Origin of the sequence: Clostridium beijerinckii (assembly GCA_003129525.1) — a bacterium.
GTDB classification, from domain to species: domain Bacteria; phylum Bacillota; class Clostridia; order Clostridiales; family Clostridiaceae; genus Clostridium; species Clostridium beijerinckii_D.
Genome location: CP029329.1, coordinates 1,426,014 through 1,443,616, shown reverse-complemented (window position 1 = coordinate 1,443,616; position 17,603 = coordinate 1,426,014). Strand labels below are relative to the sequence as shown.

General features: G+C 27.3%; 15 protein-coding genes. 2 read left to right on the top strand and 13 right to left on the bottom strand.

Translation table 11 applies throughout. The features are described 5' to 3' along the window. Positions 1-25 precede the first annotated feature (25 nt). From DIC82_06285 to DIC82_06250, 8 genes are all read right to left on the bottom strand, one after another. Positions 26-868 (bottom strand): 4-(cytidine 5'-diphospho)-2-C-methyl-D-erythritol kinase, encoded by an 843-nt coding sequence (locus tag DIC82_06285; protein ID AWK50648.1) that lies wholly within the window; start codon positions 866-868, stop codon positions 26-28. Positions 869-1,039: 171 nt separating this feature from the next. After that, positions 1,040-3,670, bottom strand: coding sequence for a cyanophycin synthetase (gene cphA, locus DIC82_06280; GenBank protein ID AWK50647.1), 2,631 nt, complete (start codon positions 3,668-3,670; stop codon positions 1,040-1,042). Next, on the bottom strand, positions 3,642-4,487 hold the full coding sequence (locus DIC82_06275; protein AWK50646.1) for a cyanophycinase: 846 nt from the start codon (positions 4,485-4,487) through the stop codon (positions 3,642-3,644). The genes cphA and DIC82_06275 overlap by 29 nt, the downstream gene beginning before the upstream one ends. A 147-nt stretch (positions 4,488-4,634) precedes the next feature. Next, a complete protein-coding gene (locus tag DIC82_06270; GenBank protein ID AWK50645.1) occupies positions 4,635-6,197 on the bottom strand; it encodes a peptidoglycan-binding protein in 1,563 nt (520 codons plus the stop codon). Between the two features lie 486 nt (positions 6,198-6,683). Then, a complete protein-coding gene (locus DIC82_06265; protein AWK50644.1) occupies positions 6,684-6,926 on the bottom strand; it encodes a hypothetical protein in 243 nt (80 codons plus the stop codon). Positions 6,927-7,578: 652 nt separating this feature from the next. Beyond that, positions 7,579-8,118, bottom strand: a complete 540-nt coding sequence (locus tag DIC82_06260; GenBank protein ID AWK50643.1) for a glutathione peroxidase — start codon at positions 8,116-8,118, stop codon at positions 7,579-7,581. Positions 8,119-8,512: 394 nt separating this feature from the next. Beyond that, the gene (yabG, locus tag DIC82_06255; protein AWK50642.1) at positions 8,513-9,373 is read right to left on the bottom strand and encodes a sporulation peptidase YabG; all 861 of its coding nucleotides are present in this window, start codon (positions 9,371-9,373) and stop codon (positions 8,513-8,515) included. A gap of 151 nt (positions 9,374-9,524) precedes the next feature. Next, on the bottom strand, positions 9,525-10,523 hold the full coding sequence (locus tag DIC82_06250; GenBank protein AWK50641.1) for a CotS family spore coat protein: 999 nt from the start codon (positions 10,521-10,523) through the stop codon (positions 9,525-9,527). A gap of 108 nt (positions 10,524-10,631) precedes the next feature. Here DIC82_06250 and DIC82_06245 point away from each other — a divergent pair, with 108 nt between their 5' ends. Then, a complete protein-coding gene (locus DIC82_06245) occupies positions 10,632-11,753 on the top strand; it encodes a glycosyltransferase family 1 protein (protein AWK50640.1) in 1,122 nt (373 codons plus the stop codon). A 61-nt stretch (positions 11,754-11,814) separates the two neighbouring features. Here the strand turns inward: DIC82_06245 and DIC82_06240 are convergent, their stop codons facing one another. The 3 genes from DIC82_06240 to DIC82_06230 all read right to left on the bottom strand — a co-directional run bounded on the left by DIC82_06240 (position 11,815) and on the right by DIC82_06230 (position 14,751). Beyond that, a complete protein-coding gene (locus DIC82_06240; GenBank protein AWK50639.1) occupies positions 11,815-12,852 on the bottom strand; it encodes a CotS family spore coat protein in 1,038 nt (345 codons plus the stop codon). A gap of 65 nt (positions 12,853-12,917) precedes the next feature. After that, complete coding sequence (locus DIC82_06235) at positions 12,918-13,748, bottom strand: spore coat protein (protein AWK53039.1); 831 nt, start codon at positions 13,746-13,748, stop codon at positions 12,918-12,920. Continuing rightward, positions 13,735-14,751 carry a CotS family spore coat protein gene (locus tag DIC82_06230; protein AWK50638.1) on the bottom strand — a complete coding sequence of 339 codons (1,017 nt, stop codon included), beginning with the start codon at positions 14,749-14,751 and terminating at the stop codon, positions 13,735-13,737. The genes DIC82_06235 and DIC82_06230 overlap by 14 nt, the downstream gene beginning before the upstream one ends. A 165-nt stretch (positions 14,752-14,916) precedes the next feature. Between DIC82_06230 and DIC82_06225 the strand changes: the two genes are divergently transcribed. Beyond that, on the top strand, positions 14,917-16,047 hold the full coding sequence (locus tag DIC82_06225) for a glycosyltransferase family 1 protein (protein AWK50637.1): 1,131 nt from the start codon (positions 14,917-14,919) through the stop codon (positions 16,045-16,047). A 23-nt stretch (positions 16,048-16,070) separates the two neighbouring features. On the opposite strand, the gene DIC82_06220 is transcribed toward DIC82_06225, so the two are convergent. Then, positions 16,071-17,213, bottom strand: a complete 1,143-nt coding sequence (locus DIC82_06220) for a sugar ABC transporter substrate-binding protein (protein AWK50636.1) — start codon at positions 17,211-17,213, stop codon at positions 16,071-16,073. Between the two features lie 5 nt (positions 17,214-17,218). Beyond that, positions 17,219-17,533, bottom strand: a complete 315-nt coding sequence (locus tag DIC82_06215) for a PTS lactose/cellobiose transporter subunit IIA (GenBank protein ID AWK50635.1) — start codon at positions 17,531-17,533, stop codon at positions 17,219-17,221. Positions 17,534-17,603 lie beyond the last annotated feature (70 nt).

Here is a 17,603-nt window from a genome sequence, read left to right as displayed (position 1 = left end):
AGGTTTTTTATGCATTTACTTCAAATTAAATTGTTCTTGTTATAAATACATCTTTATATTTTATCTTCATATTATCATAGCATATTTGAGCTTTTAGCATATCGTCAAAAAAAGCAAAAACAGTAGGCCCACTGCCACTCATCATTGTGCCAATAGCACCATTTGCTTTGACTTCTTCTTTAATATTTGTAATAACCCTATGTTTTTTCAAAGTTACATTTTCCAATAAATTCTTCATATTATTTGCTACAAAGTGAATATCATCATTTTCCATTCTTTTTATTAATTCATCTATTCTTGGATGAAAAATCACTTTTGATAAATCAAAATTTTTATAAACCTCTTTAGTTGATACTCCAAAAGGTGGTTTTATTAAAACTAAAATCTTATCTTTAAATTGTTTCAATTGGGTAATTTGTTCTCCAATGCCTTCACATAATGCTGTACCGCCACTTATACAATATGGTACATCTGCTCCTAACTTTAATCCCAAAGCTTTTAATTCATCATCATCTGCATTTACGTTGAATATTTTGTTCATAAGTTTCAGAACACCAGCAGCATCAGTACTTCCACCAGCTAATCCAGCTGAAACTGGTATGTTTTTAATTAATTTAATATCAACTCCATCATCAATAGAATAAGTTTCCTTAAATAACTTTGCTGCTTTATATGCTAAATTCCTTTCATCTGTAGGAACATAATGTTTATTACAATTTAACTTTATGCCAAAATTGATTTTCTCAATTTCAATTGTGTCATATAAATCTATAGTTTGCATTATCATTCTTAACAAATGATATCCATCATATCTTTTTCCTACAACATCTAAGGCAATATTTATTTTTGCATAAGCCTTAATCTTCATTTTCGTATATCCTTTCCTTGCATTTTAACAATATTTTATCATAGGTAAAAAATCTTGTCTAATTTAAGTTAAGTTTCTACAAAAAATATATTTGCTATTCTCAATGTTGGAATTAATATTAAATTCAATATGAACTAATTTTATTTTCTTCATAAATTCTTAATTTTACTTCTATACAGTTTTATAATTTGCATTCATAGTATCAGTTTTATTTATTTGCTCTTCTTTTATGAAATCTAAAAGTAAATCTAATTTTTCATAAAATACTACAATTATATCATCTTTATTACTTATATCTATAGCATATTTTAATGCCTCTACTTCATCTAAGCATATCTTTAAGTTTGCATTTTTGTTAATCTTTAATATAGCTTTTTCTAACAATCCTGCAATTTCTCCAATTTTTCTGCCACGTCTGTCTTTATCTTCTTTTATCACTATTTTATCTAAATTATTTGCACATATTTCTCCAATTTCATATCCCACATCATTTTTTCTATCTCCAGGTATACCAATTACACCAATTAAGCCATTTTTCCCTTTTATCTTTTTTAGTGAAGATATTACTGCCTTATACCCTTCAATATTATGAGCATAATCCAAAATAATTTTTCTGTCACAATAATTGTATATATTAAATCTTCCATTATTATATTCGTTATTTAACTTAAAATCCAAAAAGCCTTTTGTAATCATGCAATAATCAACTTTTAAACCTATTAACCCTCCGCATGCCGCCATTGCATTTTCAATATTGTATTCTAATTTTCCGTCGTAAGATATAGGTAATTTTTTAGTTGAAATAATTTCATATTTTTTATTTTTATTAATTACACAAATCATATTATTCTCAATAAATATTGCTATTTTACCATTAGCAATATTTTCTTGTATCAGTTGATTTTCTTTAGATTTTGAAAAATAAATCTTTTCAGCTTCAAATCTATTAATTACCGTTTTACTATATTCATCGTCAGCATTTATAACTACAAACCCATCTTTTTTTACAGCTTCTCCAACTAATGCCTTTGTGAAGCTTAACTCTTCAATAGAATTAATTCCATCTAACCCTAAATGATCATTAGTTATATTTGTTATAATTGCTACATCTGCAAAATCATATGCTAGACCTTTTTTTATTAGTCCACCTCTAGCAGTTTCTAATACAGCCACATCTACATCTTTATTCATTAGTATTGTCTTTGCACTATTAAACCCTGAGTCATCGCCTTTATGTATACACTTATCATTTAAATATATACCATCAGTACATGTCATACCTACGGTATTTCCCATCTTTTTTAGTACATGACTTATTAATCTTGTGGTAGTGGTTTTCCCATTAGTTCCAGTAATAGATACTACAGGTATATTTTCAGGCTTTTCATCATAGAGCATTTCAAGTATTGCTTTTCCCACATTACGCTTTTTACCCTTTGAAGGATAATGATGCATCCTTATTCCAGGTGCAGCATTTATCTCCATTATAATTCCATTACTTTCTTTAATAGGATTTTTTATATCTTTTGTACAAATATCAATTCCACATATATCTAATCCCAAAGTTTTAGCTGCATCTATACAACAATCTATATTTTCTTCGCAGATTTCGTCTGTACAATCTATTGCAATACCACCAGTTGAAATATTTGCATTTTCTCTTAATGATATTTGTTCGTCCTTTTGTGGTATATAATCTAAATTCAATTTCCGTTTTGAAAGGCTTTCAGTTAGTTCTGAGTCAATTTTTATTTTTGTTAATGCCTTTTCATGATCATCTCCTCTTAATGGATCTTCATTAAGAATATCAATTAGTTTTTTCAAGCTATCTGTTCCATTACCAATAACAAAGGGCGCAAGCCTTAAAGATACTGCTACTACTTTATAATTTACTACGCAAACTCGATAATCTTGCCCTTGAAAATATTTTTCAATAATAATGTCATTTTGATTTTTTCGTAAATTAATATATGATTCAACTAATTGTTTTTGATTTTTTATATTTAGTATTACCCCTTTACCCTTGCTTCCATATTGAGGTTTTAGTACCACTGGATATCCTATTCTTTCTGCTTCCTGTAATAAACCAATTATGTTAAATACCTTATTTCCTTCTGCTACAGGTATATTTTGATTTTGAAGTAATTGTTTTGTTAAAAGCTTATCGCAAGAAATGTCTACACCTACGCATTTAGTTTTATTTCCTATAGAAGCTTCTATAACTCTACTCATTTTCCCATACCCTATTTGGTATATATCACTATCTCCAAGTTGCATAACTGGAAGACTATATTCTTTTGCTGCATCACAAATTGCTTTTGTAGTACAACCCATTTTTTCATTTTGTAATATACCTTTTATTATATCTATTCTTCCTTTAAAATTTATAGGAAGTTGTTTAATTAAAGAATCTATTAAATCAACAGCTACATTAGCTACCTCACTCACAGTATTTTTATATTCATATTGTGCAATAATATAGTATCTATCACCTGAAACTTCTCTTGCCTTTCCATAAGAAACATCTATTCCTAAATTATTTTGTATTGCTATCATTATATGTTCACAAATATGTGCTAAATAAGTTCCTTCTTGAAGTCTTTTTACAAAACCTCCTTCTTCGTCAATCCCACATCTATGTTTTTTTAATTCAGGTATCATATTAACAAGATTGAAATTAAAATTAGGTATTTCTTTACTAGGTATCTCGCAATATCCTTCTAAATCAACATCAATTTTTATGCACTTTTTATGAGAATAAATATTTTGACCTTCATATATTCTCTTTTGTATTATCTTCATGATTAAATCTTTCCTCCTCAAAAGGTGACTTTTTTATAAGATTAAATTTATTTCCATCAGTTAATATATGCAATTTCACATTATGCATACTTAAAATATCCTCTGAACGTAATTCTGAAACATTGGTGTATGTTATTGCGCTTCCATCAATAAAATAAACTGCGCCTTCTCCTATTACTTCTATTACTCCAGATTTATTAACTACTATTCCAGTATTTTCATCTATTCCTATTCCTAAAATTTCTGGATTTTGTGCAATTCCTGTTAATAATCTTCCAATCCTTCCTCTTTGAGCAAAATGTTGATCAATTATAACATCTTTAATTAGACCTAATCCTGGAGACATTTTTAATGTACATTTTCTTGGTGATTCATCATCTTTTCCTTGAACTATCATCGTATCACTCATTACGGATGCTCCCGCAGAAGTTCCTACAATAAAGGCACCTTTATCACATGCTTCTTTTAAAGCATTATAAATTGAAGTTCCACCAATCAAACTTGTTATTCTTAATTGATCTCCACCAGTAAAAAATATTAGTGATGCTTCTTTTATCAGTTCAACATTTGATTCTTCAAATGCATCAGTTCGCTCGCTAATATCTAATACTTTTATATTTTTCACTTTAAGTGATCCAAAAACTTCTTTATACTTAGTCGCTGCTTCTTTAGGATATTCAGTCGCAATGGTTGCAATTAATAATATATCTTTATCTTTGTCAATTGAATTACATACTCTCTTTAAAATTTCTTTTTTGCCTTCCTTGTCTTCAGCTCCTCCTATTATTATTAAATTACCACTTAAAATATCTTTCAAATATTATCACCTCATATCATGTATTAAATATTCTTTCCACCATATTAAATAATTATTCAAAAAAAAAATCGCATAAAAAAAGAGATCCTCAAAACAATTTAAAATCATTTCGAGGTATCTCATTAAATGCAAACTTTATATACGTTCCTAAAAAATTGCTCTTCCTGGAATTATTAATTTTTGTCCGTCTTCAATATGTTCTGAATCTTCAACCTTATTTATTTTAGTTAAATCGTAAACTGTTGTATTATACTTTTTAGCTAAATCCCATAAAGTGTCCCCAGTTCCTACAACATAAATAGTTATACTTGCCTTTTTTTCTGGCATATCTCCCTCTTCTTCAACTATATCCGAAATGAACTCTTTATTCATTTCATACAAAACCTTTCCGGATAATATTATAGTTGTTTTAATTGCTATACTATTTCCTTCTATTGATGCATCTATACTTTCCAAATTTGCTTTAACTATAGATTTCATATTTTCATCAGCACCAAAAATATCAATCATAGCTGAGAATGGTATTTCAGCTTTAACATTTGCTAAGTATTTTTCATCATCAGTTGTTTTATATAACACATCTGCTTTAATAATCCCCTCTATAGTGACTCTGTCTTTCATAACTTGCTTATCAGTTAATATTATGGCTGCATTAGCAGATATAATATGTTCAGGTTTAAAATCCTTCTCTTTTAGTTGAATATTATACTTAACAATTGATTCAGAATTGTTTGCTCCATGAAGAATACCAACTTCATGTTCATCTTTTCTGAGCCCAATTAAGCATTTATTAGAATATGCATCTTTAATCATATCTATATTTTCTTTTGAGAATACTTTAACATTTGCTTTAACTATAAATTCATCATTTATAATTCTTACTTCACCTAAATCATCTTCTTCTAACATTAAATCATTATTTGATATTTCATAACAAACTGTTGGAATCATATCTGATGTAACACCTTTAACTTCTTCCTCTTTCGATAAATAAATATCTTCTTCTAAAGGAATTATGTCTTTAGAGTCATCTCCCTTATATAAAACATTTAATTTACAGTAACAACCAAGATAAATTTTATCATCCGCTATTTTTACTTCTTTTTTATGCAATTGCAATGAACATTTTAAAATTTTATTTATTTGCGGTTTGTCCATTCCAACTCTAATAATACATTTCCCCATCAGTTCAACATCTTCATTAGCACTGATTTTATTTATTGTTTCTGTCTTCTTTAAGACTTCTACCTCGTCACTACCTTCAATGTCTTTTACAAATTCAAAATCATTACTCTTGTAAAGTTCCCAATCTATGGTAATTATTCCTTGAATTGATATTTTCCTTTCATTCATTATATTAGCTTCAATATGTTCAACATTACATTGTGCCTCACAAATAACTTTATCTTCTCCTTGATTTAAATCAATATTATTTGTAAAGTTTTGATTGTAGTTAACTGAATTTGCAACAAGTCCATCTTCTCTAGCCAAATATATTACTGTATATTCAACTTTTCCTTCTAATACTATTTTATCACCAATTATCTCTTTGTTAATTATCAGCGGTCTAGCTTCAACAGTTAATATTTCTTGTACATCAGGATGAGTATCTGGGATTAGATATTCTTCTTTTAATACTGTATTAGAATTGCTATCTCTAAGTAATTGTTCAAATTGTACATTTTCTTTTATAATATCTATATGTGCCATATTTCATACCTCCATAAAATTCCTACTAATCATATATATACTTATATATGGAATTTTATGATAGATATATTTCTATTCTAATATTAATTTTCAGCAAAAATCCTATTAAATTCGCCTTATAATATCATTATTTTAACTTTTTTCACTTTTTCTTATTGACATACACTATTTTTTGTCGTATTATAGTAATTGGTTATTGACCATATAACCTCTCATAAATTCTCAATACCCTTTTATACCATAGTTGAAAGATGGAAACCCACCATCTTTCTTTTTTTTATTTATAACAATGTAGATAATTAAATTTTCTTGTCCCATTTCATTCTACAATTCTGAATGCTAAGTTATTAGTAAAAATCTTGAGATTTTCTAAAAATCATCGTAAACCTAAATTCATTTGAAATTTTCAATATTCATTTAAATATTAAATTATAATGATAATATATTATTATTTAATAACTAAAAAAACTTCGATTAAATCGAAGTTTATATTATAGTTGGAAATACCAATTGTACAGTCTTTGTCAATACATCTGAATAGCTATATGTCACAGTCCTTTGGGTGTCATTTTTTAATCTGATAACAAAAATACTTGGGTATACACTTTCAATGATGCCATCATTAACTAAAATCTTTTTCCTTCCACCATTAGCTTTTAAAGTGACCTTTTGACCTACGTGTCTCTCTATGTCATTTTTAATGGAAGCAATAGTTTTAACCTTTTCCATATAAACACCCTCTTTCTCACTCAATTATATCTCAAATTGTTAAATCTGTCAAGCAAAACATTTATTTTATCATTTATGTCCCTATCTTGTCAATGTAAACATTTTTCCAAATGTATATTTTTTCAAGGTATTTCATCTTATTATCTGTATTTTTCTAATTATTATTCCAATTAACATTAATTTTATTTTGTTAAACTTCATAAGCTTGAATATTATCCTATTATTTATTAATAATTTCTTAGTTCTTAGAGCACTACCCCTAGTATTTCTTACAATCTTAACAAGCTATATCATAGGAGCTTCTATAAATGCTCCAATTACAATGCTACATTTGCTAGTCCTATCATCACAGTCACCTCAATTAGTGATCCTATTACGGCTGTGAGCGCTTCTTGAGATTCACTTGAAACTCTCTTAGCTTCCTTTTATGGTGTGTTTTCTGGACGTGATACGAAGTATAAGTGTTATTCTATCTTTATCAGCTAAGATGTTCACTATATTTTTATAAACTTTTTTTGCTTTCAATTTCTAAAAATGACCTGGGCATCATACACCCTGAGTGCTTTTACTAATAAAATTACTCCAAGCAGAACTTTATAATCTCAACATACAAAAAAGTAGTCCAAATGGACTACTTCAAATAACTTCATTTTTATTTTTCATTAAGTAATTCTATAATTTTATCTTCTATTTTTTCAGGTTCAAAAGTTGGTGCAAATCTAGCTACTACTTTTCCTTCCTTCGATACAAGGAATTTTGTAAAATTCCATTTAATATCATCTCCACTTGTATTGAATCCCTTATCTGATAGTAAGTTATATAATCCCTTTGCTGATTCATCTTCAATTGCAGAAGGAGCTTCTTTTTTCAATAAAGCATATAGAGGATCACTATTTTCTCCGTTTACATCAATTTTCCCAAAAGTCTTAAAAGTTGTTCCATATGTTAACTTACAAAAATTCACGATTTCTTCATTACTTCCAGGTGCTTGTTCAAAGAATTGATTAGATGGAAAATCTAATATTTCAAATCCACTATCTTTATATTTATCATATATTTTTTGGAGCCCTTCATATTGAGGAGTAAACCCACACCCTGTAGCTGTATTAACAACTAAAAGTACTTTCCCCTTATATTCCTCCATTGATACTGTATTTCCCTTTGCATCTTTTACCATATAATCATATATCATTCTTATTCTCTCCTCTTAATTTTATATCTGTTTCGTATTTTGGTTTCTCCAAACTTAATTTTGCTCAATTAAATTTGTTAAAATAATTATATCCTGTGTTTTTATTTTTGTCAAAGATTAATTTTATATTCTTGAATTAAATGAAAAAGTATTATTAAGAAAATTACCAACGGTTACCCATCAATATTTTTCTCAATAATAGTTTTATCTAAAGTATCCATTATGTTTAAATATTTCGTAACATAATTAACTTAATTGGCTTTTATTTAATCTACTTCCCTCATAACCCGTATTTTTCACATGCTTTGAACCATATATATGGTAATATTCTTCAGAATATTTATGTTTTAGAATATTACCATATAAAAATATTTGCCTTCTCAGGCTTCTCATATTAAATATAAGAAGACTTAGGGTATCCTTCTCTATACTTTCCCCTAGTCTGTAATCCTCCAACACCCTTTATTCCTGTTATTGTATTTTCTATTACATCAGTAATTGAAACTACCTTGTCTATTCTAGTGTAAGCAATCTTTTCACATACAAAAACCGGATCTAAACAATGGATTAAAACTCTATTAGGCGATGATGCAAAGTTAGCACCTACATCTAATATCATTTCATAACAGCTTTGACATGCACCTGCAAATATTACTAATTCATCATAGCTTGAATTATAATTTCTTAAATTTTTAACTGATTCTAAATAATATCTTGAATTCCTGTAATTATCTAAGTTCAAATAATCCTTTGGATCTTTAACTACACTATCGTGTCCTGTTAACACTACTATATCTGGTTTTATTTCTTTGACTAAATCCACTATAACATTAGGTTGGTCTCTTTCTGGTATTGCTCTACCAACTGCATCCAATGATAATTGCTTATACACCTTCAAACAAGTTTCCATGTATTCACTATCTCCATCTACATGAAGTATTTTCCCAGGCCTACCAAATACCAATTCATTTTTTGCTTTTATCTTTGGAGCCTTTTCAACTTTATCTCTAAGATCACCTCGTAGTACCATAACTTTTTTTATAGCTTCATTAACTCTTGTATTTAAAATTCTATCTTGAGAACCACTATCTTCTTCAGCCATATCAAGGTCTTCTGCGTATGCATCTGCTATTATCCTTATATTAATTCCCTTTAAAATAATATTTTCTTTTCCATCCTTTTCTTTAATATCAATTATTTTAAAAGTAATATCTTTCTCATAAGACTTCCTTACAACTATATCTCCAATTCGCATTGATTTCACCTATCCACATTATTCTACACCTTATAATATGGTAAAAATTATAAAAGGTTTCTTCTTAATTCTTTATATACAGCAAAGAGCTGCCTAAAAATAATCTTTTAATTATTTTCAAGCAGCTCTTCTTGCTTCTAAATTATACTCATTAAATCTTATATTCATTCTTAAATCTGTCTAAGAAATCTAAATACTTGTCTTGTTCATTTATTATAGATTCTAATTTACTTGCAAATGTATTTTGTGCCCAATTTACTTCATTGTAATAATATCTATTAGCGAGTCTCCAATATCTTTGCGGAAATTGAAGATAAGCATACAGTACTTTATATTCCTCAGGTTTTAATTCAGAGACTGAATTATATGACTCTATAATAGCAATAGCAAATTCTAAATTCCATTCAACTCTCTTTAAAACTTTTATCATGAAATTGCTTATATCAAAGGTTCTAACTTCTCTTTTACAATAATCAAAATCAATAACATGTATGTCCATATTATCACCTAAAATTATATTGTGATAAGTAAAATCATGATGACAAAAGCTCTTTTCATTTTCTGCAAACATGCATAACTCGTAATAATCTGATTCTTTTAAAGTTGATAAAGCCTTATTCCCAATTTCTTTATAAAATTCCATGGATTTTAAATATAGCAAATCAAAATCACTTTTTATACTTTTTTTCCTTACCATATCTCTCATTTTATCTAATGATTTAATTCTCTTCTCAATTAAATGAGGCCATCTTCCTAGGTCACTTTTAAGCTTAGAATTTTCTGGCGGATCATATCCTTTAGATGCTTCATGAAGATTAGCTAAAGTCTTCGCTGCTATCTTTACTTCATCTATATTATGAAAGTCACATTCCCGTCCTTCTAACCATTCTGACAAAGTGTATAGATCTTCATTAACTAATGCATAAGGTTCTCCATTTATGTTTAAATAGTATTTGTCTAAATTATTGAAACCATTTTTTCTTAAGTGCTCTTTAGCACCATATACAAACAATAATTTTTGAGGCCCATAATTTATTTTCTTTAAACACCTTTCACCCTTATCTGTTTTAAGATAGTAAACACCTTTATTAGCTTTAATTTTTTCTATCTTAAGGTTAAATTGTCTTTCAATTTCAAATTCTCTCATCATAGTTCTCACCTCCTGTATATTTATATGAGGAGATTACTTCTTTTATTAACATTTTTTATATTCTTTTAATATAATACATTAATATAACTACTATGAAAGGGTTTAATAATGAAAATAGGAATAGATGGTAGAGCTGCAAAGTGGTATCAAGGTACTGGAATAGGCACATATACTAATCAATTAATTCTTAGTCTTAATAAGGCTGATTATAATAATGACTATTTAATTTTCATGCCACAATGCAACTCTATAAATAATTTGAAAGGGAACTTTAAAACAGAACTTGTTGAATCAGCATCTTCTAATAGTTTTTGGGATGATGTAAATGTTCCTAATATATTAAATAATACTGATATAGAACTTTACCACGTGCCACAAAATGGAGTTGGACTGTCAGAAAATATCAAATGTAAAAAAGTTATTACACTACATGATATAATTCCTTTAAGAATGCCTGAAACTGTTAGTGATAGATACCTTAAAATATTTAATGATGAATTGCCTAAAATTATAAATAATTGTGATGGAATAATTACTGTCTCTAACTTTTCTAAAAATGACATTGCTAAAGAATTTAATTTTCCTTCTGAAAATATTTACGTAACCCCACTTGCTGCTGAAGATATTTATAAACCTATGAGTAAATGCAAATCCAAAGATTTAATCACAAAAAAATATGGCATCCGAGAAGATTTCATACTTTATGTTGGTGGATTTAGTCCAAGAAAAAACATTTTAGGTTTAATTGAAGCATATTCAAATCTTCCAACGAAGTTAAGAGAGACTTTCAAATTAGTTATCACAGGAAGAAAAGGTCCTTCTTATTATAAATATAAAAGCAGAGCTGAGGAACTACAGGTCTCTAATAACGTTATTTTTACAGATTTTGTTCCAATTGAAGATATGCCATTATTTTATAATGCTACAGAAGTCCTAGTCTATCCTTCTTTTTACGAAGGCTTTGGATTACCACCTATAGAAGCTATGGCTTGTGGAACTCCTGTAATAGCTTCTAATGTTACGTCGTTACCTGAAGTGTGTTATGGATCTGCGCTTTTCATAGACCCTAATGATATAGATTCACTATCTTACGATATAGAAAGAGTATTAAGCAACAGCTTGCTAAGACTAACAATGGTTAAAAAGAGTCTAACCCGTAGTAAAGATTTTTCTTGGAACAAAACAGCTCTTAATACAATATCTGCTTATGAATCTATTTTAAAATCTTAAAGCATATGAAGTGGTTAAATGAATATCAAAAACAGGTAGTCCAAATGGACTACCTGTAACTTTATATGATAAATTTGTTCTCATATACTTTTAAAAATTCATATCTAAATTCTTCATTATTTAATTTTGCCTTAAACCTATTTAAATAAACTTCATAATCCCATTGTTTTCTCTTATAATAGTAATCCCTAGAAATAGTGTGAAAGTCTTTTGGGAATTTTATAAGAATATATAATAATTCTTTTTCTTCTTGCTTTAAAATTGAAATATTTTCATATCCATCAATGCAACCTAACATTTTATCTATATCAAAAGCTACGTTTTTTATAGATTTTAAAATAAAATCCCCGATATCCATTATTCTTAAATCTAAAGTCATAAAGTCAAAATCTATTATACTTATCTCATTATTTTTAATTAAGAAATTATGGTAAGCTAAATCATTATGGCAAAGATAAATTGTATCTCCTGCTTGTCTTAAATCATCATACTTACTTTTTTCAAGCTCCTTTTGCACCTCTTGAATCTCAAATAAATATTTATCCACATTTTCAATGAATAATTCATCAAACTCATTTTTATATTTATAACTATTAACTAGATTTTTCATCCAAATTAATTCATCATATGCTTTTTGAAACTTATCTTTTAGAGATATATCTAAAAAATCCTTATTATATTTGTTTTTTAAATATGCCCTCAAACCATTAGATGCTTTGTGCATTAAAGCTATACTTTCTGCACAAAGATTAATTTCCACTGGATTTGAAAATGATACTTCTCTTCCATCTAAAATATCCATAACAATATAAATATCATCTTTCCACTTCTTATAATTCAAATTATCCTCAAATTTGTTATATGTTATTATATTATTATAACTTTTTTTCACATAATCCAAAGAATCACTTATTAAATTTATTCTATCTGCGTCATAATTTACTCTTTTCAAAATTTTATTTCCTTCATCTGTACATATTACAAATACTTTTCTAAGTGGAACAATATCATTCACTTTTATTCCAAGCTCATTAAAAAATTTCAAACTCAAATCATAATGACACAAATAATTTTTTTCTGAATACCTAGTTTTATTCATGTTTTTCCTCCTAATAAAAAATTACTAAGCTTTAGTTCCATTGAAAACTAACTTTTGAAAGATACCTATATGATAAAACCTTTGCTTTCATATTTTAAGCTTCTTTTTAATTCTAATAATATTTCATCATTATCCTTCTTCATCTTGTTATATTTGTATTTTATATTAAGCATATCTAACTCATTATCTATTTGATTAGTATTTTCTTTTTTGCTATCTCTATATCTCTCCCATATTTTCAAAAAATCTCTTGGATAACTGCACAATCCTCTTAAATAATCAAAACTATTAAATGATAAATGAGACCCATGTACAAATAATTTTATTAACTCCTCTTTATCTATATCAAATTGCTTTCTTTGCAATTTCTTAATATAATTATATAAATCTTCTTCTACTAAATTATATGTCATTCCTTTGATTGTACCTATTTCAATTTTCCCTTCATTTTTTCTCAAGTTATTTCTATCAACTTTGCCAATACAAATCTCTTCTCTATTCATACTACGCTTTATAACACCAAAATAATCATGTCCATAAATATAGTCTAATGCTTCTTTAGCTTGGTTTAGCATAGTTTTACCATTTGATAATATTAATTTATCCACCTCATTTGGACAATGTTCATTAGCTACATAGTCATAATGTTTTTGCAATTTCTTTATTTGAACTTTATAATCTTCAACTTCCTTACCTATTGTACTTTTAATTCTACTCATTCCATTAAAATTACAACCAATTAGAATTTTATGAAGCTCCACTATTAAATTAATTTGAGAAATAATATCTTTCTTATCCGTATTTCTATCATAACTAAAATACTGTCCAATAATAGTTATTTCCCTTATATTTAAATATTCATTAACACACGATTTATCCATATTAATTTCCTCCATTAAAATAACTATCAATAAACTCTTCTCTGAACTCACAATCATCTACATATTTTTCTAACTTATTAAGAAAAAAATCTTCTCCCCAGGTTTGCTGTTCCCAATATACTTGTAGTCCTGTTTGCCAAAAAGCTTGAGGAAATCTTATAAATTCTCTTATTATAGGGATTTCATCTTGTTTAATTTCCATATTTGTCCTATAAGCATCTAATATTAAATCCGATTTTTTCGGTTCCCATTTGCCATCTTTCATATTTCTTATTAATAAAGAACATACATCATGAAGATGAGAATCTAATATGCAATAATCAAAATCTATAATATTAATGTTTTTATTATTATCTATTAAAATATTATGGTGGGCATAATCATGATGACAAAAACCTCTTTTAAAAACTTCTCTTTCCATAATCTTTACATAATTATTTTTTTGAAGACCTAATATACTTTTCTCAGCTCTTTTTACTTCCTGTTCAATATTTTCTAAATACAATAAGTCGAAGTTAGATTTATTTGCTTTTTGATTTATTCTATTTTTAAAATCAAGTATTTCATTTTTTCTTGTTTCAAATACATCAATCCAAGAAAACCAACCAATCCTGGGTTTCATTATTTTTTCTAAAGTGAAACCTTTACTACATTGATGTAACTTTGCAAGTTCACTTGATACCATAGCCAATTCTATAGGATTATTGTAATTACTTGTCCTTGATGGAATCCATTTAGTTAAATAAACATATTTTCCGTCTATACTCCCATATTCTTTTTTTTCTTTATTAATAATAAACTTAGGAATATTACTGAATCCATTTCTTTGTAGATGTTTCATTGCACACAAAATAAAATAAAAATGAGAGAATTGATATCTAATTACTTTTAAACAATATCCCCCATGTTTAGTAATAATTTTATAACTATTTTTCACCTTTTCTATATTATCTATTTTTAATTGATAATATTCCTCAACATAGCTTTTAATTTTGAGTATCTCTTTATTATTCTCCATGAAATTTCCTACCAGCTATTATTTATTTTTATTATATGTGATTAAATAATTTATTGTGATTTAGATTCACAAAAATTAAAATCAATTAATACTTTATACTAAAGGCATATATACTGACTTATTATTTTCTGAAATATGCCCAATATGTATTATAGAGGTGTTCATATGAAAATTGCCATTGATGCTCGTAGTGCTACTTTACATCAAGGGACTGGCATTGGTACTTATACAAATAATCTTATGTCAGAAATTCTTTCCATAGATTCAAAAGATGAATTCACTTTATTTTGCTCTGGAAAATTTAATGAAGAATTTAATAAAAAAAATACTAATATAGTATACTCTTCTGGTAGACATGGTGGTTTTTATGAAAATTATTATATTCCTAATACATTAAATGAATTGCATACTGATTTATATCATATTCCCCAAAATGGAATAGGGTTCGATTTTGATACAGAAATACCAACTATAGTTACAATACACGATTTAATTCCATATATTATGCCCGAAACCGTTGGCAAAGGTTACTTAGAAAGATTTTTACGTGATATGCCCAATATAATTTCTAATTCTTATGGTATTTTGACAGTATCTGAATACTCAAAAAAAGATATTTTAAAATTTTTCAGTTTTTATCCTGAAGATAAGATATTTGTAACACCTCTTGCTGCAAATAATAATTTTAAGCCTTTAGATAAAAATAATTGCAAATTATATGTAGAACATACCTTTGGTGTAAAAGATCCATATATATTATATATTGGTGGATTCAGTTTAAGAAAGAATGTTTTAGGTCTAATTAAGGCGTTTAGTAAAGTTTATAAAGACTTAAACAAGCCTTATAAATTGCTTCTTGGTGGAGGATTAAGAGATGAAGGTGAAAAACTTCTTACCTTTGTAAAAGAAAATAATCTACAAGACAAAGTTATTTTTTGTGGATATTTAGAAGATAAAATTTTACCGGTTCTTTATAGTGGCTGTGATGCTTTTGTTTACCCATCATTTTATGAAGGGTTTGGACTACCTCCATTAGAAGCCATGAGCTGCAAGGCACCTGTAATAACCTCTAACTTAACCTCAATCCCAGAAGTGACAGGAGATGATGCAATTTTAATAAATCCGTATAATATAAACGAATTAGAAAAATCTCTAGTAACTCTTTTAAATGATGAAACGTTAAAAGCCAACCTTAGTGAAAGAGGCTACTTAAGAAGCCTTGAATTCACTTGGACAAAAACTGCTCAAAATACATTGAAAGCTTATAAGAAATTAGTAGACCCATCCTTAGTATAAAAATTAAACAAGAACTCAAAGTACTACTGTACTCTAAGTTCTTGCTTAACTTTTATATATTTATCATAGTCATTAATTTCTGGAGTCTTTTCTTCTATATTACTCAATACTACAAGGGGGCTCTTGCCAACGAAGTTTTTTACACCTTCTTCAATTTCTTTGCTGCTATATGTATACAAATAGCTTGAAAAGAATTTTCCTTGCTTCACATATTTAACAGTTTCTTTGTTATTAGTTATTAAATAAGTCATAAATTTTTCAATTAGCTTTTCATTATCAGTATTTTGATTTAATATTAATAAATTATCTCCTTCTGATGCAAAAAACTTATTTGCTCCTGGTTTAATACTAGGTACATTCCCTATGCTCCATTCACACTTTTCTTCAATTTTCATTATCTCTTTCATAGCATTAAAAGAAGATATTCTTCCTAAAAATTCTCCTTCATTTTGTAAATTTAAAATGTTATTATCCTTTAAATTTTTAATCATAGTTTCAACTTCTGATTTTATTTGCTCTACACTTTTATCATCATTAAAGCTCTCCATGGTTAATAAGTCTAATAAATCTTCATAGTCTTGTCCCGTTGCATTTATTATACTTACTTTTCCATTGCTTTTTATATAAATATCCTTACCAATTTTTATAACATCATCCCAAGTATTCATACTGTCTCGTTTATATCCATATTCCCTCAGCATATCTTCTCTCACATAAAAAGCTAAAGGTCTGGATGTTAGTGGTATACCTATTGAGTTGTCACCATACTTAACTTGAGTAACTCTATATTTAGAAAAATTATTAGCATAATTATTTAAAAGCTTATTATCCTTATTATAATATTCATAATTATCTAATTTTAATTCTTCAAAATTGAACCTATCAATTTGTGCAACATTAGGAAATTTTATTTTATTATTATCCTTCACTGCATTTTTAATCTGATCATAACTATCTAACTTCTTTATACTAATAAAAGTCTTATCATTTAATTTCATGAAATTATTTGCACACTCAACTAAGTAGTCATAAGAACTTTCATTTACTAGAAGTTCTATACTACCCTTAACTTGTTGCTCTTTATTAGGTTGATATAGATTAATACTTATTATGCCTATTACTAAAAGAATAGAAAACACAAAAGCATATTTAATTTTACTTTTCATATATTCTACCTACAATTAATAGAATCTATTTTTTCATATACTTCTATTAATTCCACTGCTAAATCTTTAAACGTCATTGTTGTCATTAAGTGATCCTGAGCATGTACTAAAAGCAATGAAAATTCTATATTATCATTTGCAGCTTCGCCTTGAATCAAGCTGGTTTGTGAATTATGTGCATATCCTAATGCCTCATCAGATTTTACTATTAATTCTTTTGCATCATTAAATTTTCCGGCTTTAGCTAAAGTAATTGCCTCTATAGAATAACTTCGTGCTTCCCCGCTATGCATTATTATATTTAATATTATTTCTTCCATATTTATCCCCTTTTCACATTAGTCATCTAAATAACAATTTAACTACGCCTTACCTTATTCATTATATTCT